The organism is Pseudomonas vranovensis DSM 16006, from assembly GCF_000425805.1.
Classification (GTDB): Bacteria; Pseudomonadota; Gammaproteobacteria; order Pseudomonadales; family Pseudomonadaceae; genus Aquipseudomonas; species Aquipseudomonas vranovensis.
Window position 1 is genome coordinate 50,794 of sequence record NZ_KE384459.1, and the last position, 23,551, is coordinate 74,344.

A 23,551-nucleotide genomic window follows, 5' to 3' on the forward strand; every position below is an offset into this window, starting at 1 on the left:
TCCAGCCACCGCCCAGCGTCCAGTGCCGGAACGCAGGACCTCCCCAGCCCCTCGATGCTTTGGGATTGACCTGCATCAAACAGGCGGGACAGGACAGGTGTAGATAAGTAAGGGGTTATATGAACCTCTTTTCCTTCGGAGTAACTCCCATGGCAACCGTTCACTCCACCGCACACACCCCGTCCACCCCCGCCTTTGCGGCTGAAGCAGGCGAACACTGGATCGAGCCGCTGAAGGATGGCGGGCACGTTCTGATCAGGCCATTGCGGGCTGACGACCGTGAGCGCGAGAAAGCCTTCATCATGCGTCTTTCACCCGAGTCGCGACACTTTCGCTTCCTGTGTCAGATCGCGGAACCTGGAGAAGCCCTGCTTGATCAATTGATGACCATCGACCACCGCCAGCATATGGCGTACGTCGCATTGGCTCATGTCGATGGCGAACTGCAAGAGGTGGGGATCAGCCGCTATGCCGCGTGCCCCGACGCTGGCGAATGTGAGTGCGCAGTAACCGTCGATGATCAATGGCAACATCGCGGCCTGGGGTCGCTGCTGCTCGGCCACCTGATCGACAAAGCGCGAGCCAATGGTTACACCGCGTTGTATTCAATTGACTCTGCCGCCAACACGGCGATGTACGAACTGGCGCGCGAGCTGGGTTTCACGACATCCCGAGATCCGGACGACAACTGCCAGGTCATTCATCGCCTTTCGTTGGTTTGACGAGGCTTGCGGGCTGCTTGCGACCCCTAAAGCACTCGCAAGCAGCGGGCGTCATGAACCAACCGCCAGGAGTCCAGACCATCGTCTGAAGGATGATGTGCGGGTGGCTTTCCAACGGCTCCCATTCATCCATGAAGGAAAACCCCTGTTTCAGGTAGAGGCTTGAGGCGCTTTTGTTTTCAGGGGAGACATCCAGGACGACCTGCTCGTAGCCTCTTTCCAATGCGCGAGACTTGACCGCTTCAATCAACTGCGTTGCCGCGCCGGAGCCGCGTGCAGCGGGTTCGACCCACATGCCGGTCAGGTTAAATCGATTCGTACCACTGACTGCAGCCCCAATCATCCCCACGGGTTTGTTCCCCTCGAAGGCCAGCCAGAATTCCGTTCCTCCCGGCGAAGCCCGCTCTTGCCACTGCTCGTCACTGTTGCTGGCGGCAGTTTGATAACGCACACCGAACGCTGTTGGTGCGTCCAACAGCGCGGCAAGACGAACTTGCTTCAGCAGCAACCAGTCTTTTGTTTGCGTCGATCTAATATCCATGATCATCCTGAACGTTAGAGAACGCTCAACGTCTGATAACAGGCCTTGTGCGCTAGCCTACTGTTGCGGCGCAGCGTCAAGGTCATATGACTTTTCGTACTGGCCAATAGGAAAAAAGCTACTACGTTTATCTATGCTCGCGTTTACCGGTTTGGTAGTGCGATTTCCGACTAGCAGGAGCATAGAGATGAGTTTGGAGATGACGTCTGGGCAGTTCTTCCCTCGTAATGGTTCAAAAGCACGCAAAGTGGCGGGCATGACATGCTCACTGGTCGTAGCCATCGCGCTGGCGACCCAAGCGATGGCCGCAGAGCAACCGAAACCCGCAACGGAGGCCACCAAGGCAGCCAACAATGCCTTGCTCAAGGAACTACCGTTCAATGACAAGACGTCGTTCGAGCTGGCCCATAAAGGCTTCATTGCCCCACTGCCTACCGAAGTAATCAAGGGCAAGTCAGGCAATGTGATCTGGGATCCGAGCAAATATGCCTTCATCAAGGAAGGCGAGACAGCGCCGGACACGACCAACCCCAGCCTGTGGCGTCAATCACAACTGATCAACATCTCTGGCCTGTTCGAAGTTACCGATGGCATTTACCAGGTACGCAACTACGACCTGTCGAACATGACCATCGTCGAAGGCAAGGAAGGCATCACCATCTTCGACCCGCTGATTTCCGCCGAAACCTCTAAAGCTGCGCTTGATCTGTATTTCAAGCACCGTCCGAAAAAGCCAGTGGTCGCGGTGATCTACACCCACAGTCACGTTGACCACTATGGTGGTGTGCGCGGCGTGATCAATGAAGAAGACGTCAAGGCTGGCAAAGTAAAGGTTTACGCACCTAAGGGCTTCTTGGAGCACGCAGTGGCGGAGAACGTCATGGCCGGCACCGCCATGAGCCGTCGCGCCAGCTATATGTACGGTAACCTGCTGCCGCCCGATGCCACCGGTCAGTTGGGCGCCGGCCTGGGTACTACCACCTCTGCCGGTACCGTGACCCTCATTCCGCCGACAGACATCATCGAGAAGACCGGCGAGAAGCACGTTATCGACGGTCTCACCTATGAGTTCCTCTACGCGCCGGGCAGCGAGGCGCCGGCCGAGATGCTCTATTACATCAAGGAGAAAAAGGCCCTGAACGCGGCCGAAGACTCCACCCACACCTTGCACAATACCTACTCGCTACGTGGCGCGAAGATTCGCGAGCCGCTGCCGTGGTCGAAGTATCTCAACGAAGCGCTGAAGATGTGGGGCGACGACGTCCAAGTGATGTACGCCATGCACCATTGGCCGGTGTGGGGCAACAAGGAAGTGAAGGACCAGCTGTCCTCGCAACGTGACATGTACCGCTACATCAACGACGAAACCCTGCGTCTGGCCAACAAGGGGTACACCATGACCGAAATCGCCGAGCAGGTGAAACTGCCCAAATCAATTGCCAGCAAGTTCTCCAACCGCGGCTATTACGGTTCACTGAACCACAACGTCAAGGCCACCTACGTCCTGCACTTGGGCTGGTTCATCGGCAACCCCGCGACTCTGTGGGAGCTGCCACCGGAGGAAGAGGCCAAGCGTTTCGTCGACATGATGGGTGGCGCCGATGTCGTGCTGAAAAAAGCCAAGGAGTACTACGACAAGGGTGACTTCCGCTGGGTGGCTAAGGCTGTCAACAACGTGGTCTTTGCCGACCCTAATAACCAGGCGGCGAAAAACATGCAGGCCGATGCTTTGGAGCAACTGGGCTACCAGGCTGAAAGTGGACCGTGGCGCAACTTCTACCTGACCGGTGCCCAGGAACTTCGCAATGGTGTGCAGAAGCTGCCGACACCGGACACTGCGAGTCCTGACACTGTGAAGGCGATGGACCTGGACCTGTTCTTCGACTACCTGGCCATGCGCTTGAAGGCGCCTGAGGTGGAAGGAAAGCACATCACCCTCAACCTCGACTTCACTGATCTGAAACAGAAATACACGCTGGAGATGGTCAACGGTGTACTCAATCACACCGAGGGCATGCAATCGAAAGATGCCGACGCGACAATTACTCTGACCCGAGAAACTCTGAATAATGTGATGCTGAAACAGACCACACTGAAAGATGCGAAGAGCTCGGGTGATATCAAAGTTGAGGGTAATGAAGGCAAGCTTGAGGAGTTGATGAGCTACATGGACAACTTCGATCTCTGGTTCAACATCGTGACGCCGTAACTCGTCAATTATGGGGAGATGGCGGCGGCAATTGGACTGCTGCCGCCATCATGCAAAGTCGATGACTTTCGCTGTTTCAGACTTAAGCCTGTTGGCTAAATCGGAGTTCGATATGCAGTTCAAATCACTTGCCACATCGCTGTGCGTGCTATCCCTGGCACTCTCGGGTTGCGCCAGCAAATACGTTGAACCCGATCAGTATTCCGGATTTCTCAAGGACTACAGTGCCCTGAAGGAGGAGAAATCACCTTCAGGTGCAGCCGTCATGCGCTGGATTGACCCGAAGGTGGACGCAAACACGTTCAGCAGCGTCTACGTTGAGCCAAGCCAGTTGTACCCCAAGCCACAAGCGACAGAGAAAATCCCGGATTCCACCCTGCAAGGCATCACCCGGTACTACAACCAGGCCCTGCAGACCCAGTTCTCCAAAGTATTGCCTCTGGCCCAGGGCCCGGGCCCGGGGGTATTGGTCGTGCGGCCGGCCATCACTGCGGTGAGTGCCAAAACCAAGGGCCTGCGTCCGTATGAGGTAATCCCGATCGCACTGGTCGCTGCGGGTGTGAGTGCCGCCACCGGTATCCGCGACCAGGACACCAGCCTTTCGACTGAAGCGCAGTTCCTCGATGCCAGCAACAACAAGGTGGTTGCCCAGGTGGTACGCAAGGGGGCTGGCGCCGACCTCGATAACTCCGACCAGGTGATGACGGCCAAAGATGCCCGGGCGGTGCTCGACGGCTGGGCCATTGATATTGTCAAGTCGTTCGAGCAACTCAAGACCAAGCACTAAGGAGTGGGCTTCGACCTGCCGGCATTGCCGGTGGGTCGACATCAATGGATTGATCTTGAGGAGGCTTAATGAAGTCAGCTACGCGTTATCGCAGCCATGGCCTGTGCCTGACAAGCCTGGCGTTCTGCCTGTGTGTTCTGAGCAGTAAAGCCTTGGCCGGTGGGATTTTGATATACGAGGCCGGACAAGAGAGCAATGGTCTGGCCAACGCTGGCGCGGCCGCGCTGGCCACCGACCCTAGTGTATTGATGAGTAATCCGGCGGGCATTGCCGAGTTAGCGGGCACCCAGATCAGCGCCAATGCGCAGGTGATTCTCGGTGACATGCGTTTCTCCCGCGACAATCACAACCAGTTCGACGGCAACGAAGGTGGTAATGCCCTTCAGTACCTGCCCAGCGCTAGCCTGTTCATCAGCCATCAGATCGATGAACGTTCGGCGATCGGTTTTGGCATGTATGGAAATTTCGGCCTGGCCCTGAACTACGACGATGAGTGGACGGGCCGCTACTTCAACCAGGAAGCGGCGATTATTGGCGTGTCGTTCCAGCCAACGCTGGCCCACAAGTTCACCGATGACCTGTCCATCGGCATCGGTCCCCGCATCATGGTTGGCTACTACCGTAACGAGATGGCCATCAACAACAACCTTCTCGGGCTGTTGGATCGCCCCGATGGCCAGCTCGAATACAAAGACACGGACGTCGGCACCGGGGTCAACGTGGGGCTGTTGTACACGCTGAACGAGCGCACGCAAATCGGTTTGGCGTACACCAGCAAGATCGATCTGGAGTTCAAGGACAAACCGAGCGTACACAAGGTGGACAGCCTGATCCTCAATGGTGCACTTAATCGCTTGGGCGCAGACTCGCTGGAGTTGGATATGGCGGTGCCGCAGACCGCACTGATCAGTATCGCCCATCACCTCAATGAGCAGTGGAGGCTACTGGGCAGCCTGGGTTGGCAGGACTGGAGCGAGTTCGGCAACATCGGCGTCGAAGTCGATGCAGACGCCTTGGGCGTCAGTAGCACCGTCGACCGCCAGTACAAGGACACCTGGCATGCCTCTGTGGGTGCTCAGTACCAGGTCAATCCGCGCCTGCGCTGGAACATGGGGCTAGGCTACGACAGTTCTGCGGTGGACGACAAAGACCGTACGGTCGATAACCCCATGGGAGAAGCCTGGCGACTGGCCACCGGCCTCAGCTACCACGTCGACAAGGGGCTTGACCTGCATGCGGCGTACACCTTGATCTGGCTTGGCGATATGGACGTCAGCCAGACCAAGGCTCGATCGGGGGACACGCTGTCGGGCACCTACCGCAACGCAGCGCTGCATGTACTCGGTGGCGGTGCAACCTGGCGTTTCTGATTCCGTGCCCTGCTCGGCCATACGACGCTTGAAAACACCGTTCGACACCTGTGCAGTCGTTCGGCAGGCAGGCTTCCTCAGCCACTCGAAATCGAAAGACGCGAAGCCAGGCGTCGCACTATTCCAGGGGCCAACACGCTCGAGGGGGGCTGGCATAAGGTTTACCGAACACTACGAACGGCAAGAATGATCGTCATCGGTACATCGGGGCCGCCGATACGACGGGCTGGAGCGGGCCTCGACCAGTGCAGTGGTCGGATTAGACCCCTTTTTCATGTCTTCGTTGCGTCAGTTTGTAAACCCCGTGCAAATCAACGTCTATGCTGCCTAAGCGTTTCCCGATCCTTGTGACGAACAACGAGGAGCTAGACAATGTTGCGCACAAACATTTCTGCAAGGGCGCTTTCCGGTGGTTTGCTCGATGTTCTGATTCGCGCCGGGCTCATCACGGTGCTGGTACTGTTCTGCTTCCAGATCTTTCACCCCTTCCTCAACCTGATGCTCTGGGCCGTGATCCTGGCCATTACCCTGTACCCACTGCACTGCATGCTCAAGGGCAAGCTGGGTAACAAGGACGGTCGCACCGCCACCCTGATCGTAGTGGTCGCCCTGGCCTTGCTGATGGTACCGATCTACCTGCTGGGCACTTCGATCAGTGATTCGATCGAGGGCGCCCTGGCCATACTCAAGTCCGACAGCCTGGAAATTCCGCTGCCCAGCGAAAAAATCGCCACCCTGCCGCTCATTGGTAAGCCGCTCTACAGTTTCTGGATGCAGTCGGCGACCGACATGAGCAGCGTCCTGATGAAGCTGATGCCTTACATCAAGACCGTCGGCTTGACCCTGCTGGGCAAAATGGCCGGTGTTGGCGTGGGCTTCCTGTTGTTCATCGGTGCCCTGATCATCGCCGGTGTCCTGATGGCCTACGGCGAGAAGGGCGAACGCAGCGCCATCGCCATCGCCACTCGCCTCTCCGGCCCCGAGCGCGGCCCGCGCATTACCGAACTGTGCACCGCCACCATCCGCGCGGTGGCCCAGGGCGTGGTGGGCATCGCCTTTATCCAGATGCTGCTGGTGGGGGTCGGCTTCGTGCTCATGGGGGTGCCGGGTGCCGGGCTGCTGGCCATGGTCGCGTTGTTGATGGGGATCATGCAGTTGCCGGTGATTCTCGTGAGTTTGCCGGTCATCGCCTATGTCTTTGCCACGGAAGGCACCACGCTTGCCACCATTGTGTTCGCCATCTACAGCGTGGTGGCCGGCATGGCCGACAACATTCTCAAGCCGTTGATGCTGGGGCGCGGCGTCGATGTGCCGATGCCGGTGATCCTGATCGGCGCCTTGGGCGGTATGGTTACCGGCGGTTTCATCGGCCTGTTCATTGGCCCGGTGGTACTGGCGGTCGCCTATCAACTGTTCTGGCAATGGGTCGAAGACCAACCGCAGATCGATGCACTGGATGAACAACCACGCGATGAGCAACCGCGAATCGAAGCAGCAAACGAACATCCACCGGTCTGAGGAGGGTGTGCTTGATGTGGTGTCCTGCTCGCATGAGCCGGCTGCTACTGTGTGGCGCCCTGGGCCTGGGCGGCTGTGTGCGCCTGGGCCCGGACTTCCAGTCACCGACCCAGCCCTGGGTCGAGCACTGGAACACCCAGTCCCTGGCGCTTGCCAGCCAGCAACGTACGCAACCCGATAGCCGACAGTGGTGGCACGTATTCACCGACCCGGTGCTCGACCACCTGATCGCCGAGGCCGATGCCCACAACGCCGACCTGGAAATCGCCGGCCTGCGCGTGATGGAAGCCCGCGCGCAATTGGGCATCGCCTTGAGCAATCGCTACCCGCAATTCCAACAGGTCAGCGCCGACAGCGTCTACCTCAAGCGCCGCCAATGGAGCGGCGACAATCCGCAGGACAGCCATCTGTGGCAACACAGCGCGGGGTTCGACATCGGCTGGGAACTGGATTTCTGGGGCCGATTCAGCCGCGCCATCGAGTCGGCCGATGCAGCCTGGTTCGCCGCCCAGAGCAACTATGAGAACGTCCTGGTGCTGCTTCACGCTCAGGTGGCGCAAACCTACTACGCGCTGCGCACCGCCGAGGCGCGCCTGCTCATCGCCAGGAACAACGCCAAACTGCAGAAGCGCAGCTATGAGATCACCGAGCGCCTGTTCTCCAGTGGTGAAAATGCCGAGCTCGACCTGCAACAGGCCAAGACCCAATACCTGGGTACACTGAGCACCATCCCCGATTTCGAAGCGCAAGTCGCAAGCACCCGCAATGCGTTGTCCACCTTGATAGGTCGCCCGCCCGGCGCGATACCTGAACTTTATACCAATACCGGGGTGGTGCCCTTGGTCGACCGAGCCGTGCTCCAGGCTGTCCCTGTCGACCTGCTGTTGCGTCGCCCGGATGTTCGTACCGCGGAAGCACAAGTCGCGGCCCAGTCGGCGCTTATCGGTGTCGCCGAAGCCGACCTTTACCCTTCCATCAGCCTGCTGGGCAGCATCGTCTGGTCTGCCAGTTCCCTCGACGGCACGTCCAACACCCTGGACCTGATCGGCGGACCGAGCCTGCGCTGGGACGTGTTCGACCATGGCCGAATCACCAACAATGTGCGTATCCAGGATGCCCGCCTGCAGCAATTGATCGTCGTCTACCAGGACAGCGTTCGCCAGGCGGCGCGTGAGGCCGACGATGCCGCAACCGGTCTGCTCAAGGCCCTGCAACGCGACCGTATCCTCAGTGAAGCGTCGATTGCAGCCGAGCGTTCGGTATCGCTGGCCAATACCCTGTACCGCGAAGGCTATTCGGACTTCCAGCGAGTACTCGATGCCCAGGCTTCCCTGTTCGCCCAGCAAGACAATTACCTGGTCAATCGCAACACCGCCGTCAACAGCCTGATTGCGCTGTACAAAGCGCTCGGCGGCGGTTGGTACAGCGACCGCCCGCTGCTCGATCCCGCCACCCGCCAACAGATGCAGCAGCGCACCGACTGGGGCAACCTGCTCGATGAAGCGAAGGAAGGTGTCAATTGAGTGACCGCCAACACGAGATGGACGAAAGCGCGTCATCACCGCCTGCGGCCGACCCGGCAAAAAAAGCGATGAACTGGGTAGCCGTGCTGATTTTCCTGAGCCTGGCCTGGTACCTGCTGGCCGACCGCTATACCCCCTATACGCAACAGGCGCGGGTGCAGACGTTTGTCGTTCCGGTGGCGTCGGAGGTCGCCGGCAGGGTCACCAAAGTCAACGTACGTAACAACCAGGACGTCAAGGCCGGCGAAGTGCTGTTCGAAGTGAACCCGCAGCAGTACCAGATCGCTGTCGACCGTGCGCGTGCCGACTTGCAGGCCACCCGCAAGCAGATCGGCGCCAACACCGCTGGCATCGATTCCAAGGTGGCGTCCCTGAAAGCGGCCCAGGCCAACGAAGTCATGTCCCGCCAGGACCTCCAGCGCCTTGAGCGCCTGTACAAGGAAGACCCCGGGACCATCTCCCTGCGCCGCCTGGAAGTTTCCCGCTCCACCCTCGATGCAGCCGTCGCCCACGTCGCCGCAGCACGGGCAGAAGTAGAACGCGCCCGTGAAACCCAAGGTGGCAACGACGAGAAAAATGCCCAGCTGCTCAGCGCCATTGCCAATGTGGACAAGGCCGAACTGGACCTGGCCAACAGCATGGTTCGGGCCCGCTCGGCCGGCCTGGTCACCGACCTGCGCACCGATGTCGGCCAGTTCGCCGCGGCCGGTGCGCCTTTGATGACCTTGATCGCCATCCACGATGTGTGGGTCACGGCTGACATGACCGAGAACAACCTGGGCAAGGTCAGGCCCGGCACCCCGGTCCGCATCGTACTCGATGCCCTTCCGGGCACGGTGTTCGAAGGCCATGTGCGCAGTATCGGCTATGGCATCAGTACCGGCCAGAGCACGCCAGCCGGAACGTTGCCCACGGTGCAGAACAGCCGTGACTGGCTGCGCCCGGCGCAGCGTTTTCCAGTGATCATCGAGCTTACGCCCGGCCAATTGAGCGACATCAGTGGCATCCGTGTCGGTGGCCAGGCCGAGGTCATGGCGTTCCCCAGCGAAGGCAACCCGCTGAACCTGCTCGGCCGGCTGTTCCTGCGCGTGATGAGCTGGATGTCCTATGCCTACTGAGCAACACGTCCGTGCCAGGCGGGCCCTGCGCCTGGCCTGTGGTACTGCGCTGTGCCTGGCCGCAAGCTTCGGCCTGGCCCTGCCGATCCCCTTCATCGCACCAATGCTGGCGCTGACCCTATTGGCGGCGATGAATCGGCCGCTACCGTTCAAGGCCAGCCTGGGCCTGGCCGTGGTGCTGTTGGTCACCACCGGCAGCGGCTTGTTGTTGATACCGCTGTTGCACCACTACGCGGCAACCGGCGTGATGCTCGTTGGCCTGTGCCTGTTTGGAGTGTTCCGATATGGCATGAGCGGCGGCAACCCGCTGGTCGCCACCTTCCTGGTGGTTGGCTTGACGATGATCAGCGCGGCCGGCGCGACCGATTTCGACCTGGCACTGCAAGTGATCGTATCGCTGGTCAAGGGTTTGCTCCTGGCCCTCACGGCGGTGTCGATCAGCCACTGGCTGTTCCCTGACCCGATCGGTACCAAGCCCCCCGCCCCCATTCCTGCCCTGTCGGCCGATGAAATCAGCTGGCTGGCGTTGCGCGCAGCACTGGTAGTGATGCCCGCGTTCCTGTTGGCGTTGATCGATCCGGCCAGCTACATGCCGATCATCATGAAGGCCGTCAGCCTCGGTCAACAAAGTACCGCCACCAGTGCGCGCACCGCTGGGCGGGAACTGCTCGGCTCGACCCTGCTCGGCGGCCTGATGGCGATTCTCTTCTGGTTCGCGCTGGGCCTGTTCGTCAACCTGTGGATGTTCTTCCTGTGGATGCTGCTGTTCGGGCTCGTGCTGGCGCGAAAGCTTTACGGGCTGAGCCCTGGCAACTTCAAGCCGGGCTTCTGGCTCAACAGCCTGACGACCATGATCATTCTGCTCGGCCAGTCGGTGCAGGACAGCGCCGCCGGCAAGGACGTCTACACCGCCTTCGCCATTCGCATGGGGCTGTTCATTCTGGTCACGCTGTATGCCTGCGCGATGGTTCATCTGCTCGATAAGCGCCGGCAACGTCGCACTCCCTCCAACCCAGCCACTGAAGAGGGCCACCCATGCTGATCAATTTCCTGGTAGGCCTGCCGGTGATCGTGCTTTGTGTCGTGTTGCAGGCGCTGTTCCTGGCCCTGTGCGCACGTCGCTATGTGTCGCTGCGCCGCAGGATGAATGCCAGCCCTACCTGGCGCGGTGACGTGCGCTTGCTGTCGATGGTGATGGTGGTGATGCTCATCGGCAACTATGTGCAGATGGCCCTGTGGGCTTTGCTGTTCCTGCTGCTGGGTGAATTCGAGGACTTCACCACCGCGCTGTACTTTTCCGGCGTTACCTTCGCCACCCTGGGCTATGGCGATGTAGTCCTGAGCCAGCCATGGCGCCTGCTCAGCCCCTTGGAGGCGGCCAATGGCATCCTCATGTTCGGCGTATCCACGGCAATCATGACCGCTGCCGTCGTGGACATCATCAAGCAGCACGCGTCTGGCGAGCATGCAGAACGATGATGGCACCTGGGGATCGCGCTAGAGCATTTTTTCCAGGCCGATCTTGTCGCTGAGCCAAGCCTTGAAGCTGCGCCACGTGCCGCCGGGTTCCTTGCGCAACGTATACAGGCGACCGTCGTCTTCAGCGATCCAGACAATTTCGCCGTTTTCCAGGCGAGCCTGGTAACTCACGGCTGGCGCCATGCCCTCAAACGCCAGGTTGCGCATGTAGCCCGCCAGCTCAGGGCTGTCGACCAGCACCCCGACTTCAGTGTTCCAGAACACTGAACGCGGGTCGAAATTGAACGAGCCGATGAACACCTTGTGCTTGTCGAGGATCATGGCCTTGGTGTGCAAGCTGGAATCCGAGCCACCACTGAAGCCGAAGGAAGAGCCGCCACTGGGGTCGTCCGGCTGGCGTCGCAGTTCGTAGATTTTCACGCCATGCTCGAGCAGGGCTTTTCGGTAAGGCGCATAGCCACCATGCACCGCAGGCACATCGGTGGCTTCCAGTGAGTTGGTCAACAGGCGCACCTCGACACCGGCATCGGCACGACCGAGCAGGTAGCGCATGCCCGGCTGCTGGGGCACGAAATAGGCCGAGATCAGGATCAGTTCCTCATTCACGTGGTCCAGTTCAGGCCGAAGTTGCGTCGACATCAATAACGCGCGGGCAGGTTCGTCGTCGGCCAGTACTTTGCTCGGGGCATCCCACATGGCCTTGCTATGCGCCCAGATCAGTTCCTGGCGCCAGTTCTCGAGTTGCGGTTGCGACCGATAGGTCATGAGATGGTCGTACAAGGCCTTGTTCTCGATCCGTGTACTTTGCAGCGATTGCTCCAGGCGTTGGCGGCTTTTCTGCAGGTCCTCAGCTGTTGGCTTGTTGAGCAGGAAGTCACTGATCGGCTGGCTCAGGGCGCTGTTCCAGTACTGATCGAAGCTGTGGCCCAACTGCTCGGCGACCGGGCCGATGCACAACAAGTCCATGTCGGTGAAGTTGAGATCGGGCTTGGCGTCGAAATACTCATCCCCCAGATTGCGTCCACCGACAATGGCTGCGCTGTTGTCGGCCAGCCACAGTTTGTTGTGCATGCGCCGGTGCTGCTGGGAAAGGTTGAACAAGCGGCCCATGGTTCGCGTGACCATAGTGCTTCGCCCCAGGTGCAGAGGATTGAACACGCGAATATAGATGTTCGGGTGCACGGCCAACGTCGCGATGACTTCTTCCTGGCCGTCGCTGGCCGTGTCATCGAGCAGGATGCGGATACGCACGCCGCGATCGGCTGCCAGCAGTATTTCACGTACCAGGGCCCGCGTGCTGAGCCCGTTATGCACGATGTAGTACTGCACATCTACACTTTTCTGCGCATTGCGAATCAACTCGGCGCGCGCCCGGAACGCTTCACTGCTGTTAGGCAACAGACGAAACCCGGAACGTCCCGCATGTGGGGCAGCCTGGGCCTGGATCGAGCGCCCGAAGGCGGAATCATTGGCGGGTATGGCCTCGCTGAAATCATGAGGCACGCGTGTGCTCGCGCAGCCTGCGAGCAGCAGCGCGAGCAACATCGCGGGGTAGATCCGGAACGTGGGCAAGGGTTCGTCCTCGACCTCGGGAATGGCTGAACCGCCTGGTTCAGGACGCGTCGTCCTCGTCCTTTACTTCGCTCCAACTGCTATCGGGATCGAAACGCTTAATGACTGCAGCCTTCTTGGTGCTATCTCGGCCGAGGTCTTTCTGGAACACTTCACCGTCGTGACTGATCATGAAGCTCATCACACCAGTTTCCCCGTACTTGGTCGGCCAGGCGATCACGGCAAAGCCGCGCGTCATGCGCTCACCAATCGTGTAGTCATAGGCGCCGCCCGGCGCCGAGGGGCCTTGGGCGGTGAGAATGCGGTAGTGATAGCCGTGCCAGTCGTCGCCAATCGCGGCATCACCGAACAGCGGTCCGAGAGGACTTTCCTCGACGCCCTCCTCCTCGGGCCAGTACAGGCCATCGAACTGCCCGTCGCTGCTGATGAACTTCTGCGCGTACTCGAGCACGCCATCGTCATTGCGATCGATCTCGGCGTAATCCATCTGTGCGTCGTGATAGGCGCGTACCGCTTGAATGGTTGCCAGTTCGTTGCGTCCGATGCGGCGCAGGCGGATTTCTTCGGCACCGGCACGGGTGTCGAATACCCAACCGCTGGCAACGTGCTTGAGGGGAATGGGGAACACCCAGGAGGTTTCACCGACCACCAGGTGCGCACGGTCCGGGCTGTCGGATTGAACCTGGTGCTTTTGCTGGTAGAGGGCGAGAAAGGCGTCGACGTCTGCGCGGTCGACGTGCTCGGTCGGGATGTAGTTCTTCCAGTCGTTGCCGAGCAGGTTCGCCAACTGTTGGTTTTCGCTCTTCTGGCTACCAAGCGCCTGCACCAGCGCCTCGCCGGCGCGCTCTGGCGTCGGGAAGTGTTGTTGGGCATAACTGCCGGATGTCCAGAGCAGGAGCACAACCAGCGCGAATCGACCTGCTGCATTCATGAGTGACTCTCCTCTCAATGGCGACGGCCGCCACCGTGGGACTGCATCCGTACGGGTCGTTGCACGGCGTGGCCCGCAGACGCTGCAGAGGGCCTGCTGAAACTCTGATGGCTGAGCTGGCCGCGATTGCTCGCGATGCGTGACTGCGCCGGATCGCGCACGCCGGTCAACGCATTGTTGCGCGGAGCCCGCGCGCCGGCGTGTTGCTGGCGCACTTGTTGGCGTACCTGCTGGTTGTGCACGGGCTGCTGATGCTGGCGATTCTGCAGGGATGCCTGGGCACGCTGGCGGGCCTGACCATCGTTCTTCAGTTGGCGGTCGGCAACCTGGGCCCGCTCGCGCGCGCTACCGCCCTGGCCGATGCCATGTTGCTGGAGGCTTTGCTGCGCACGCTCGCGGTCAGCGCTCTGCACACGCTGGCGGGCTTCGAGGTTACTGGTTGCCGGTGCTTCGATACCATGCTGTGCGAGGCTTTCCCGGGCACGGGCACGGTCTGCGACACGAGCCGGCGTGTCACCGCGCATGGCGGTGCGCTGCGCACCGCCGGGCAAGCGCCGGTCGAATTGTGCGCGGCTGGCCTGGTCGCGGTACGGTACGCCGTTTCGAAACTGCGGATTGTGCTGCCAATTGTTCTGGTTGGCATCGATCCGGTGATTGACGTTGATGTTGTTGTAGCGATTGACGTCGATATCGACGTCATTGTGCCCCCAGTCGCAATCCCCCCACAGCGAGTTGACAATGGCTACCCCCGCACCAAAAGCCAGGCCGGTCGCCAATGCCGTGCCAATGGCATAGCCCGGAGAGGGTGGGTAATACGCGGGTGGATAGGACGGATAGGGCCAACTGCCATACACCACGGAGGGGTTGTAGCTCGGGACATACACCACCTGCGGATTGGTCGGTTGGATAACGATGGTCTGTGCCGGCGCGGCTGCCTGCACCACAGTGGTCGTACCGCCGACGGGGGCGCTGGCCGGTTGCACGGTGACGGTCTGCTGGTCGTTCGATTCCAGGTGGCCGGCGGCCTTGGCCTTGGCGCGCAGGCGCTGTACCGAATTCATCACCGCGTCGGGCTGAGCGAGAAACGCATCGCCGACTCGCTGCACCCATACCGGGTCCTGGCCGAGCGTGGTCAGCACCTGCGGAAACGCCACCAACGACTGCACGCTAGGGTCCCAGGGCTGGTCGGCGACCTGCTTGACGGCGGCATCACCACTGGCGTCGGGATGGGCCTTGGACCAGGCAACGGCGTCGGCGACATTGCCAGGATAAGTGGTGGCCATCAGCACCTGCGCCAGCAATGCATCCGGATACAACGCCAACGGTGCCAGCATCTGGTCAAGCTGCTCGGTGCTGAACACCGCCTCGCTCGGCGTGGCGGGCGCTGCCGGAGCTGCCGGAGCTGCAGCCGTGGCCGCCGGGGCCGCTGCTGGCGCCGTGGCCGATTGCTTGGGCTGCGAATCCTCATCGGAGCAGCCCGGCAGCGCGAACATGGCGAGAGTGAGCAGGATCGCCCGGTGAAGGCAGGCAGACATGACGATGCTCCTATGGGAGAAACGGCAGAACAGTATCAGCGTAGAAGAGAAATACGCTGGCGTGTAAGGCCGTTCCATTTGGGAACAACGGTCTTGAACCACGACCGCTACGCGGCCGATTGCAGGCGCTGTAGCCGCTGTCGAGGAACGAGGCTGCGATCGACTGCGCAGCAGTCGCAAATCCCCCAAAGCAGCCGTTCAGTGGCAAAATCTGCGCAATTCGACGGTTTTGGAGACCCACATGCTTCGTGCATTTGAACGAAGGCTCGACCCCTTTCCTCCTGACGAGGTACCGCCACCCCCCGTGGGCCTGGCACGGTTCCTGTGGGCCTGCACACGAGGTGCCCGCGGCTACATCCTTGCGTTCGCGCTGCTCAGTGCTGGCGTATCGATCTACGAAGCCTGGCTGTTCGCTTTTCTCGGCCAGGTCGTGGACCTGCTCTCGACCTGGCAGGCGGGAGGCGATGCGGCGGCGCAGGAAAGCCGCGTATTGTCGGGCATGGCTATCGTCATGCTGTGCAGCATCGGGCTGGTGGCGTTGCGAACCATGGTGCAGCACCAGATTTTGGCGATCAACCTGCCATTGCGACTGCGTTGGGACTTCCACCGCTTGATGCTGCGGCAGAGTCTTTCGTTCTTTTCCGATGAGTTTTCCGGCCGGGTCACCACCAAGGTGATGCAGACGGCGCTGGCCGTGCGCGACCTGCTGTTCACCCTTATCGAGATCGCACTCGGCATAGGGGTGTATTTCATTGCAATCATCGCACTGGCCGGTGGTTTCGCACTGAAACTGATGCTGCCTTTCGTTGCCTGGGTCGTCTTGTTCGGGCTGGCCATGCTGTACTTCGTGCCCCGCCTGGGCAAAGTCGGACAGGAACAGGCCAATGCGCGGTCGATGATGACCGGGCGGATCTCGGACGCCTACACGAACATCACGACGGTGAAGCTGTTTTCCCACTCCAATCGTGAAGCGCACTTCGCACGGGCAGCAATGGAAGACTTCAAGCAAACCGGCTTTCGCCAGATGCGCCTGGTCAGCCAGTTCGAGATCGTCAACCAGGCCCTGGTGGTGGCGTTGATCATGGCTGCCGGGGGCTATGCGCTGTGGCTATGGCACCAGGGTGAGGTCGGCGCCGGGGCCGTGGCGGCAATCACGGCCATGGCGTTGCGTATCAATGGCATGTCGCACTGGATCATGTGGCAAATGACGTCGCTGTTCGAGAGCATCGGCACCGTGCAGGATGGCATGGCAACCCTTACCCGCGGCCCCCAGGTGAAAGATGCAGCGGATGCGGGGGTGCTGGTGACCACCGGCGGGGCGGTCACCTTCGACAAGGTGAGCTTCAACTACAACGGCGAACGCCAGGTGCTCGATGGCCTGAGCCTCACCATTCGCCCGGGTGAAAAAATCGGCCTGGTCGGTCGCTCCGGCGCGGGCAAGTCCACGCTCATCAACTTGCTGCTGCGCTTCTATGATGTCGACAGTGGGCAGATTCGCATCGACGGACAAGACATCGCCCATGTAACGCAAGACAGCCTGCGCAGCGCCATCGGCATGGTCACCCAGGATACGTCGCTGTTGCACCGTTCCATTCGCGACAACATCGCCTACGGGCGGCCCGACGCGAGCGATGCCCAGATCCGCAGTGCCGCGGCCAGTGCCCAGGCCGACGAGTTCATCCGCCAACTGAGCGACCGGCAAGGTCATACCGGCTACGACACCCTGGTGGGCGAGCGCGGCATCAAGCTATCGGGTGGCCAGCGCCAGCGCGTCGCGATTGCCCGGGTGATGCTCAAGAACGCCCCGATCCTGCTGCTTGACGAGGCGACCAGCGCGCTGGATTCCGAAGTCGAAGTGGCCATTCAGGAAAGCCTCGATGAGATGATGGAAGGCAAGACAGTGATCGCCATCGCCCATCGACTCTCCACGATTGCAGCAATGGATCGGCTTATTGTCATGGATGAAGGACGCATCATCGAACAAGGTACCCACACTGAACTGCTGGCAAAAAACGGTATCTATGCGCAGTTGTGGCACCACCAGAGTGGCGGATTCCTGGGGGAAGATCGAGGCGTGGCCGAGGTGATGGATCAGGAATGAGCGGTCCCTGGGGGGCCGCTGATGACCACCCATCAGGCCAATCCCGCGCACGGTCCAGGAAACTAGACTTCATAAGGGGGACCGGATCAACGCACCTCATATCAGGAGATCTGTGATGAACAGAACATCTTGGCTGGCGTTGGTGGTGGCGGCTGGGGCGTTTTCAGGTTGCGCAAGCAACGCCGATCTCGTCGATGTCCCTCTCGATGCTACCCCGCAGAACGCAGGCCATATTGCACGTGCCACCCTCAACCCCGTGGGCAACGACACCGGCATCTACCTCAATGTCGGTGGCGTACCCGACCACATGGCTGTCCCGAGCCGCCTCGAGACTGAAATCTACGCGGGTTCCTGCCAGCATTTGGGAAAAAGCCCTGCCTACAAGACCGACAAGGTCGATAACGTCAACTACCTGTCGTTGGCACCACGGACACGTTATTGGTCCCAGGCCCCCGTGGCGCTGGCTGACTTGACCCGGGGAGACTATGCCCTGCTGGTGCGTACCAGTGCCGCCGATGGCAGTCGACCGCTGTTCTGCGGCAACATCAGCGCTGGCTAAGGCTGCATCAGGCACCCGTCAGGCACGATGGCGGGTGCTCGCAAGCCTTGCGTACGGGGCATCAAAGGACGCCGTAGATCGCAGCAACCACCTCCATCGTTGCGTCTTCGAGCAACCCCTCATTGCGGCACAACACCCAGCCCTGATCGGCAATCGCCCGCTCGAACGCCTGGGTGCTGGCGACATGTTCTTCGAGCCTGTGCATCACCGTACTGCCCAGCCCACGCGACCGTGCCGCCGCCCTCGCCCATGAAATATCAGGCGCAGTGACAACCCCGACGTGCAGGTCTGGCACTCGCACATTGCGATCCATGTTCAGCTGAAGAATATCTGCAAACGGGACCAGGCGACGAAACGCGGCATCGGAGGGGTACCAGCGATCGATCAAGATGATGCTGTCCTGCGGCTGTCGGGTCAGCACGTGCTGGGAAATCCATTCACGGCTATCGGCCAGGCGCTCACACACCCTCCACTCCAGTTCCCGGCTGGGATTTCTGACAAGCTGGTTGACCAGGGCCATTGTTTCACCCCTGTGGGGATCGCTTTTTTTCTCGCACAGGCGGATCACTTTCTTGTTGTCTGCCCTCAGTACTTTCGTAATGGCCTCCAACAGTGTGGTTTTGCCGGACCCCTTGGGCCCATCCAGGGAAACAAACAGCGGACGATTCATTCTTCAGCTAACGCTTGATAACAGATAGGGGTGGGCACTCTACCCTAGTTCCTGACTGGCGCCCGAAGGCGCCAGCGTAGTGAGACGAACTGGGACGGGCGTCAACCTACCAGTTGTAGCTCACAGTGCCATACACCGTCCGCTGCTGGCCGTACTGGCAGCCCACCGTGCTGTAACAGCCCGCCACGTAGTCCTCGTCGAACAGGTTGGTGGCGTTGAGCGACACTTCCACACCGTCAAGCGAGGCGTCGAGCTTGCCCAGTTCATAGGCGACCAGGGCATCGACCACGCTGTAGCTGTCGACCTTGAAACTGTTGGCCGAGTCTCCGTAGGTGCTGCCCACGTAGCGGGCGCCGGCGCCAATGCGCAGACCCTCGAGCGGTCCGCCCTGCACGGTGTAGTCGCCCCAGATCGAAGCCATGTGTTCGGGAATCCGGAACGGTGTGTTGCCTTTGTTGCCGATGTCAGACTGGGTGACCTCGACGTCGTTCCAGGTGTAGCTGCCGATCAGGTTGAACCCCGGAGTGATTTCGCTCTTGCCCTCGAGCTCGACGCCCTGGGAGCGCACTTCACCGTCCTGGCGCGAGAAGCCGCCGACGTTCTCGGTGGCATTCTGCTTGGTCAGGTCGAACGCTGCGATGGTGTACAGGCTGTTGCCGCCGGGCGGCTCGTACTTCAGGCCCACTTCGTATTGCTTGCCGACTTCCGGATCAAGCTGCGAGTTGTTGGCCGTGACGCCCATCACCGGCAGGAACGACTCGCTGTAGCTGGCGTACGGTGCCAGGCCATTGTCGAAGAGGTAGACGATACCGGCGCGGCCGCTGAACTTCTCGTCCTTCTGGGTTTGCGGATCGCGGTCATCCTTCTGGTTGCTGGCCCAGTCGTAGCGACCGCCCAGCAGGAATACCCAGTTGTCGATTTTCATTTGGTCCTGCAGGTACACGCCCGTCTGCGACAGCTTCTGCTCGTAGCTGGAGGCACTGAACGGGACAAAGTCCAGCGGCTCGCCATAGACGGGGTTGAACACGTCGAAGGTCTGCAGGATGAAGTTGAGCGACTGGTCCTGGTCGAACTTGCCATTGTTGTAGTCGACGCCGGTCAGCAAGGTGTGCTCCACCGGCCCGGTGGCAAAGTTGGCCTGGATCTGGTTGTCCATGGTGAACAGCCGGCCATCGCCCTTGCGCTGGTCGTTGTAGCGCGAGTAGGCATCACCGGCCGGTCCGAACAGAGCGATTTCCGAGCTGGACTGGCGGTAGTCGCTGTAGCGAACGTTCTGGCGCAGGGTCCAGATCTCGTCGAAGCTGTGTTCGAACACATAACCCAGCGAGGTCTTCTCGTTGGTCATGTAGTCGTAGGCGCTGTCGCCCACATAGGTATCGCGGTCCAGGCGGCCACGCGGGTCGCGAAACACGGTGCCCTGGGCAGGCAGCGGGTTGGCGAAGTTGCCGGTCTGTTTCTGGTACTCGCCCAGCACGGTCAACTCGGTGTTGTCATTGGGGCGATAGCTGATCGCCGGTGCCAGGTACTGGCGGCGGTTGGTGATGTGATCGACCTGGGCATCGCCTTCGCGGAACAGGCCCGTCAGGCGATAGCTCCATATCCCTTCATCATCCAGGGCATCACCCAGGTCAAAGGCTCCCTGCTTGTAGTCGTGGTTGCCCATCTGCAGCTGCACTTCCCGCAGCGGCTCGATGGTGGGCCGCTTACTCACCAGGTTGATCTGCCCCCCAGGGTCAGACGCACCGTAGAGCACCGAGCTTGCACCGCGCAGCACCTCGATCCGCTCCAGGCCATAGGGTTCGGGGGCGTCCCAGCCGAGGAAGTCCGGCAGAAAGGTGCGAGTGCCATCACGCAGCATGCGCCCGGTGCCTTGCTGGAAGCCGCGGATGGTCATCTGGTCGGTGACGAACTGCGGGCCTGCCAACTCTGCGTTGATGCCCGGTGTGTAGCGCAGGGCCTGGGAGACCGTCTTGGGCTGCTGGGCCTTGATTTGCTCGCGGGTCACTACCGACACCGAGTACGGTGTTTCGATGATCGGGGTATCGGTCTTCGAACCCGCCGACGCGCGTTTGGCCACATAGCCGTCGTCCGGGCTCACCGAACTGTAGGCCTGGCTGACCACGCTGGTGGTCGGCAGGGCAATCGCCGCGCCGTCGCTGTGGCTTTGCAGCGTCACATGGTTGCCTTCGATCTGGTAGGCGATGTTGGTCCCCTGGAGCAACTGGCGCAGCGCCTCTTCCGGCTCCATGTGGCCGGCAACACTACGGCTGCGCAGGCCGGATACGGTGTCTTGGCTGTAGATGATCTGCAGGTTGGCCTGGCTGCCCAGCTCGTACAGGGCCGAGGACAGCGACTTGGCCGGAATGTTGATCTGCACGGGTTCGGCCAACGCCGGGACCGCAGTTGCCATGGCAAGCCCGAGGGTAGCGGCAGCGATGCCGCGACGCAGGCGCTGTGCCTGTTGATTCAGTGGATAGACGCTCATGATGGTCCTGATGGTTTTATGGTTGTATTGGCATGTTGTGTAGGGTCTGGCGCGAGGCCAGTGGGCAGACCGCACAGCGATCGAACCCCAGACGCTCGCGCAGGCAGCAGACCCGCCGCGTGATGCCGCTGGCATCGCGGCGCAATGCACTGCACAAGGCATGACCGCCGCCCCCCTGGCGGCCGTCGCGAAAATGCGCCCGCGCTTCCCCAAGCGCGCGGGTCGGTACAACGTTCTGGGCTACCTCCAGGACCCAGTCGACGCACAGCGCCACATTGCCCCACAGCACGCGCGGCGCAAGGCCGGTATGCGCCGCGAAACGACTGACGAAGGGTGCCAGCAACTGCACCTGCAGCGCCTCGAGCAGCCCCCACCCGCTGCCCTCGCCTGCCGCCACCACCCCTGGCGCCGGAACGTGCAGTTCACCCGGCGCGCCTTGCTCGTCCACGGTCATGCGCAACTGCCCCAGCTCCAGGCTCACAGGCTCGGCATACAGCAGTCGCGCCAACAGCAGCGGCGGCAGGATCAACGCGCTGCTCTCCTGATGCCATTGCGAAGCCACTGCCCGTGGGTCCGCCTGTGGCCAATTGCGCGCATAACGCCCCAGCGCCTCGCCCAACAGCGCCGGCTCCAGCCAGCGGCTGAGCAGTGGTGCGCCGCTGTCCGGCTCGACTCGCATGCGCAAGGCGAGCGGCTGCAATAGCGGCGACAGGCGCTGGGCCAGCGATGGGCTCACGTCAGCCGGCCTCGGCGGTGCTGACGCGCTGTTGCACCAGGCGGCCATTGTCGATGCGCAGCAGTGTGTCGGCAGCGTCGAAGTAACGGTCGTCGTGGGAAATCACCACGATCGTCTTGCCCAGGCGCTGCAGGTCCGGCAGCAACTCGGTATAGAAGATGCGCCGGAACGTCGGGTCCTGGTCCGCTGCCCACTCGTCGAACACCAGCACCGGGCGATGTTCGGTCCACGCTTGCAGGAGTGCCAGGCGCTTGCGCTGACCGGTCGACAAGTCGAGGGTAGAGAAGCGGCCATCGTCGATACGCACCTTGTGGGCAATTTCCAGGCGTTCCAGGTACACCATCGCTTCCTCGGGCACCTCGTCGCCCTGTTGCACGAGGTCCTCGAACAGGAAGAAATCCGACAGCACCGTGGTGAACAGTTGGCGATAGTCGTCTCGCTGCGTTTCATCGACGGGTTTGCCGTCGAGCAGCAGGCTACCGCTCTGGGGGATGTACAAACCCAGCAGGAGCTTGATCAGGGTTGTCTTGCCGCCACCGTTCTCGCCGACGATAAAGACGATCTCGCCCTTGCGCATCAACAGGTTGACCGGACCGATGGCAAAGCCTGCGGCGCCCTCCTCACTCGGATAACGATAATGCACGTCACGCAGCTCGATGCTGGTGATATCGGCAGCCAGCGGCTTGTCGCGCGCCTCCTGCAGGTGCGGCCCCGGTGAGGTGAACTGTTCGGACAGATCGGCAATCCGGCGAAACGCCACTTGCGCACGGCTGATGGTGGGCAGCGTGCCGAACAGATGCTCCAGCGGCCCTTTCATGTACAGCAACACCAGGATGAAGCCACTCAGGGTCGCGGTACTGGTGCTCGGCCACATGGCCTGGAAACCCAGGGCCACGCCGATCACGATGAAGAACAGCGTGGAGCCGACGCCCTTGGCCACCACGAACTGGTTGATCGAGTTCACCTGCTTCTGGCAAATGCTGTCGGCGGTCCCTTCGATGCATTCCTTGAGCAGGCGTTGGCGGCGCGGCCGGTTGATACGCAGCTCCTTGGCGCCTTCTGCAATCGAGCGATAGTGCTTCTGCAGATCGTCCTCCAGGTCACGGGCCTCGAAGAACCCCTTGATGCCCCGCGCCCGCGCGTAATACTGCGCCACCGAGCCGAGCAGAATCGCCAGGGTGGTGGTAAGGAACATTCCCGGCGACAACTGCACCAGGTACACCAGGCAGCCCAGGGTAACGCTGAACGACACCGCCAGCGGGGCGAAGGCAAAGGCAAAGTCGCTGATGGTATCGACATCGTGGGTGAGCACCGGGATCAGCCGGTGGCTGCGGTAGCGTTCGAGTTGATCGATCGGCGCGCTGAGAATCTTCAGGCCCAGGCTCTTGCGCAGGCGGGCAATCACATGCTGGCCCACATAGTTGGTGCCGATGTCGGAGATCACCGAACCGAGTAGCGCCAGCACGCACAATCCGCCAAAGCCCAGCAGTACGCCCCGGCTGGCGCCGCCTTCGGCATGCAGGGCATGGTTGATGGTCGCCAGCAGCCCGGTGATGCTCAAGCCGCCCAGAATGCCCAGCACGGTCGAGACCAGCAACAGTGGCCAGAAAGGACGCAAAACCTGCGTCAATTCATGCAGGGTACTTCGTGCGGGTGCGCTCATCGTCTCGGGTTCCAGGCTTGACGCCCGCCCTC

The 23,551-nt window shown here is 61.1% G+C and carries 18 protein-coding genes and 1 pseudogene; 11 read left to right on the top strand and 8 right to left on the bottom strand.

The window, feature by feature from the left end; all coding sequences use genetic code 11:
* The first annotated feature begins 149 nt into the window (after nucleotides 1-149).
* Nucleotides 150-722, top strand: coding sequence for a GNAT family N-acetyltransferase (locus tag H621_RS0126150; RefSeq protein WP_028946213.1), 573 nt, complete (start codon nucleotides 150-152; stop codon nucleotides 720-722).
* Nucleotides 723-792: 70 nt separating this feature from the next.
* Here the strand turns inward: H621_RS0126150 and H621_RS27620 are convergent.
* A pseudogene (locus H621_RS27620) lies at nucleotides 793-1,263 on the bottom strand (GNAT family N-acetyltransferase); the annotation flags it as partial.
* Nucleotides 1,264-1,519: 256 nt separating this feature from the next.
* Here H621_RS27620 and H621_RS0126160 point away from each other — a divergent pair.
* The 8 genes from H621_RS0126160 to H621_RS0126195 all read left to right on the top strand — a co-directional run bounded on the left by H621_RS0126160 (nucleotide 1,520) and on the right by H621_RS0126195 (nucleotide 11,267).
* Nucleotides 1,520-3,472: an alkyl/aryl-sulfatase gene (locus H621_RS0126160; protein WP_028946214.1), complete on the top strand. Its 1,953-nt coding sequence runs from the start codon at nucleotides 1,520-1,522 to the stop codon at nucleotides 3,470-3,472.
* 112 nt (nucleotides 3,473-3,584) lie between these two features.
* Nucleotides 3,585-4,259, top strand: a complete 675-nt coding sequence (locus tag H621_RS0126165; protein ID WP_028946215.1) for a DUF3313 domain-containing protein — start codon at nucleotides 3,585-3,587, stop codon at nucleotides 4,257-4,259.
* 68 nt (nucleotides 4,260-4,327) lie between these two features.
* A complete protein-coding gene (locus tag H621_RS0126170) occupies nucleotides 4,328-5,629 on the top strand; it encodes an OmpP1/FadL family transporter (protein WP_028946216.1) in 1,302 nt (433 codons plus the stop codon).
* A 372-nt stretch (nucleotides 5,630-6,001) separates the two neighbouring features.
* Nucleotides 6,002-7,147 carry an AI-2E family transporter gene (locus H621_RS0126175; protein ID WP_028946217.1) on the top strand — a complete coding sequence of 382 codons (1,146 nt, stop codon included), beginning with the start codon at nucleotides 6,002-6,004 and terminating at the stop codon, nucleotides 7,145-7,147.
* 14 nt (nucleotides 7,148-7,161) lie between these two features.
* On the top strand, nucleotides 7,162-8,670 hold the full coding sequence (locus H621_RS0126180) for an efflux transporter outer membrane subunit (RefSeq protein ID WP_028946218.1): 1,509 nt from the start codon (nucleotides 7,162-7,164) through the stop codon (nucleotides 8,668-8,670).
* A 17-nt stretch (nucleotides 8,671-8,687) separates the two neighbouring features.
* Nucleotides 8,688-9,788 (top strand): HlyD family secretion protein, encoded by a 1,101-nt coding sequence (locus H621_RS0126185; protein ID WP_028946219.1) that lies wholly within the window; start codon nucleotides 8,688-8,690, stop codon nucleotides 9,786-9,788.
* Nucleotides 9,778-10,830 (top strand): DUF2955 domain-containing protein, encoded by a 1,053-nt coding sequence (locus H621_RS27625; protein ID WP_051270745.1) that lies wholly within the window; start codon nucleotides 9,778-9,780, stop codon nucleotides 10,828-10,830. The genes H621_RS0126185 and H621_RS27625 overlap by 11 nt, the downstream gene beginning before the upstream one ends.
* Nucleotides 10,824-11,267, top strand: a complete 444-nt coding sequence (locus H621_RS0126195) for a potassium channel family protein (protein WP_028946220.1) — start codon at nucleotides 10,824-10,826, stop codon at nucleotides 11,265-11,267. The genes H621_RS27625 and H621_RS0126195 overlap by 7 nt, the downstream gene beginning before the upstream one ends.
* A gap of 18 nt (nucleotides 11,268-11,285) precedes the next feature.
* Here the strand turns inward: H621_RS0126195 and H621_RS0126200 are convergent, their stop codons facing one another.
* The 3 genes from H621_RS0126200 to H621_RS0126210 all read right to left on the bottom strand — a co-directional run bounded on the left by H621_RS0126200 (nucleotide 11,286) and on the right by H621_RS0126210 (nucleotide 15,305).
* Nucleotides 11,286-12,812, bottom strand: coding sequence for a phospholipase D family protein (locus H621_RS0126200; RefSeq protein ID WP_028946221.1), 1,527 nt, complete (start codon nucleotides 12,810-12,812; stop codon nucleotides 11,286-11,288).
* Nucleotides 12,813-12,879: 67 nt separating this feature from the next.
* The gene (locus tag H621_RS0126205) at nucleotides 12,880-13,770 is read right to left on the bottom strand and encodes a DUF2950 domain-containing protein (protein WP_028946222.1); all 891 of its coding nucleotides are present in this window, start codon (nucleotides 13,768-13,770) and stop codon (nucleotides 12,880-12,882) included.
* Between the two features lie 14 nt (nucleotides 13,771-13,784).
* Nucleotides 13,785-15,305, bottom strand: a complete 1,521-nt coding sequence (locus H621_RS0126210) for a DUF3300 domain-containing protein (protein WP_028946223.1) — start codon at nucleotides 15,303-15,305, stop codon at nucleotides 13,785-13,787.
* A 241-nt stretch (nucleotides 15,306-15,546) separates the two neighbouring features.
* Here H621_RS0126210 and H621_RS0126215 point away from each other — a divergent pair, with 241 nt between their 5' ends.
* Both H621_RS0126215 and H621_RS0126220 read left to right on the top strand, forming a co-directional pair.
* Nucleotides 15,547-17,406 carry an ABC transporter ATP-binding protein gene (locus H621_RS0126215; RefSeq protein WP_028946224.1) on the top strand — a complete coding sequence of 620 codons (1,860 nt, stop codon included), beginning with the start codon at nucleotides 15,547-15,549 and terminating at the stop codon, nucleotides 17,404-17,406.
* Between the two features lie 115 nt (nucleotides 17,407-17,521).
* Nucleotides 17,522-17,965, top strand: a complete 444-nt coding sequence (locus tag H621_RS0126220; protein WP_028946225.1) for a hypothetical protein — start codon at nucleotides 17,522-17,524, stop codon at nucleotides 17,963-17,965.
* Between the two features lie 61 nt (nucleotides 17,966-18,026).
* On the opposite strand, the gene H621_RS0126225 is transcribed toward H621_RS0126220, so the two are convergent.
* The 4 genes from H621_RS0126225 to H621_RS0126240 form a co-directional block, all read right to left on the bottom strand.
* Nucleotides 18,027-18,635 carry a dTMP kinase gene (locus H621_RS0126225; RefSeq protein WP_028946226.1) on the bottom strand — a complete coding sequence of 203 codons (609 nt, stop codon included), beginning with the start codon at nucleotides 18,633-18,635 and terminating at the stop codon, nucleotides 18,027-18,029.
* A gap of 106 nt (nucleotides 18,636-18,741) precedes the next feature.
* Nucleotides 18,742-21,120, bottom strand: a complete 2,379-nt coding sequence (locus H621_RS0126230) for a TonB-dependent siderophore receptor (RefSeq protein ID WP_028946227.1) — start codon at nucleotides 21,118-21,120, stop codon at nucleotides 18,742-18,744.
* 16 nt (nucleotides 21,121-21,136) lie between these two features.
* Nucleotides 21,137-21,856: a siderophore-iron reductase FhuF gene (gene fhuF, locus H621_RS0126235; protein ID WP_028946228.1), complete on the bottom strand. Its 720-nt coding sequence runs from the start codon at nucleotides 21,854-21,856 to the stop codon at nucleotides 21,137-21,139.
* A 1-nt stretch (nucleotide 21,857) separates the two neighbouring features.
* Nucleotides 21,858-23,519 (bottom strand): cyclic peptide export ABC transporter, encoded by a 1,662-nt coding sequence (locus H621_RS0126240; protein WP_028946229.1) that lies wholly within the window; start codon nucleotides 23,517-23,519, stop codon nucleotides 21,858-21,860.
* Between the last annotated feature and the right edge of the window lie 32 nt (nucleotides 23,520-23,551).

Coding starts and splice junctions, on each gene's coding strand:
- H621_RS0126150 (WP_028946213.1), top strand. CDS start 150: ATGGCAACCGTTCACTCCACCGCACACACCCCGTCCACCCCCGCCTTT.
- H621_RS0126160 (WP_028946214.1), top strand. CDS start 1,520: ATGACATGCTCACTGGTCGTAGCCATCGCGCTGGCGACCCAAGCGATG.
- H621_RS0126165 (WP_028946215.1), top strand. CDS start 3,585: ATGCAGTTCAAATCACTTGCCACATCGCTGTGCGTGCTATCCCTGGCA.
- H621_RS0126170 (WP_028946216.1), top strand. CDS start 4,328: ATGAAGTCAGCTACGCGTTATCGCAGCCATGGCCTGTGCCTGACAAGC.
- H621_RS0126175 (WP_028946217.1), top strand. CDS start 6,002: ATGTTGCGCACAAACATTTCTGCAAGGGCGCTTTCCGGTGGTTTGCTC.
- H621_RS0126180 (WP_028946218.1), top strand. CDS start 7,162: ATGTGGTGTCCTGCTCGCATGAGCCGGCTGCTACTGTGTGGCGCCCTG.
- H621_RS0126185 (WP_028946219.1), top strand. CDS start 8,688: ATGGACGAAAGCGCGTCATCACCGCCTGCGGCCGACCCGGCAAAAAAA.
- H621_RS27625 (WP_051270745.1), top strand. CDS start 9,778: ATGCCTACTGAGCAACACGTCCGTGCCAGGCGGGCCCTGCGCCTGGCC.
- H621_RS0126195 (WP_028946220.1), top strand. CDS start 10,824: ATGCTGATCAATTTCCTGGTAGGCCTGCCGGTGATCGTGCTTTGTGTC.
- H621_RS0126200 (WP_028946221.1), bottom strand. CDS start 12,812: ATGTTGCTCGCGCTGCTGCTCGCAGGCTGCGCGAGCACACGCGTGCCT.
- H621_RS0126205 (WP_028946222.1), bottom strand. CDS start 13,770: ATGAATGCAGCAGGTCGATTCGCGCTGGTTGTGCTCCTGCTCTGGACA.
- H621_RS0126210 (WP_028946223.1), bottom strand. CDS start 15,305: ATGTCTGCCTGCCTTCACCGGGCGATCCTGCTCACTCTCGCCATGTTC.
- H621_RS0126215 (WP_028946224.1), top strand. CDS start 15,547: ATGCTTCGTGCATTTGAACGAAGGCTCGACCCCTTTCCTCCTGACGAG.
- H621_RS0126220 (WP_028946225.1), top strand. CDS start 17,522: ATGAACAGAACATCTTGGCTGGCGTTGGTGGTGGCGGCTGGGGCGTTT.
- H621_RS0126225 (WP_028946226.1), bottom strand. CDS start 18,635: ATGAATCGTCCGCTGTTTGTTTCCCTGGATGGGCCCAAGGGGTCCGGC.
- H621_RS0126230 (WP_028946227.1), bottom strand. CDS start 21,120: ATGAGCGTCTATCCACTGAATCAACAGGCACAGCGCCTGCGTCGCGGC.
- H621_RS0126240 (WP_028946229.1), bottom strand. CDS start 23,519: ATGAGCGCACCCGCACGAAGTACCCTGCATGAATTGACGCAGGTTTTG.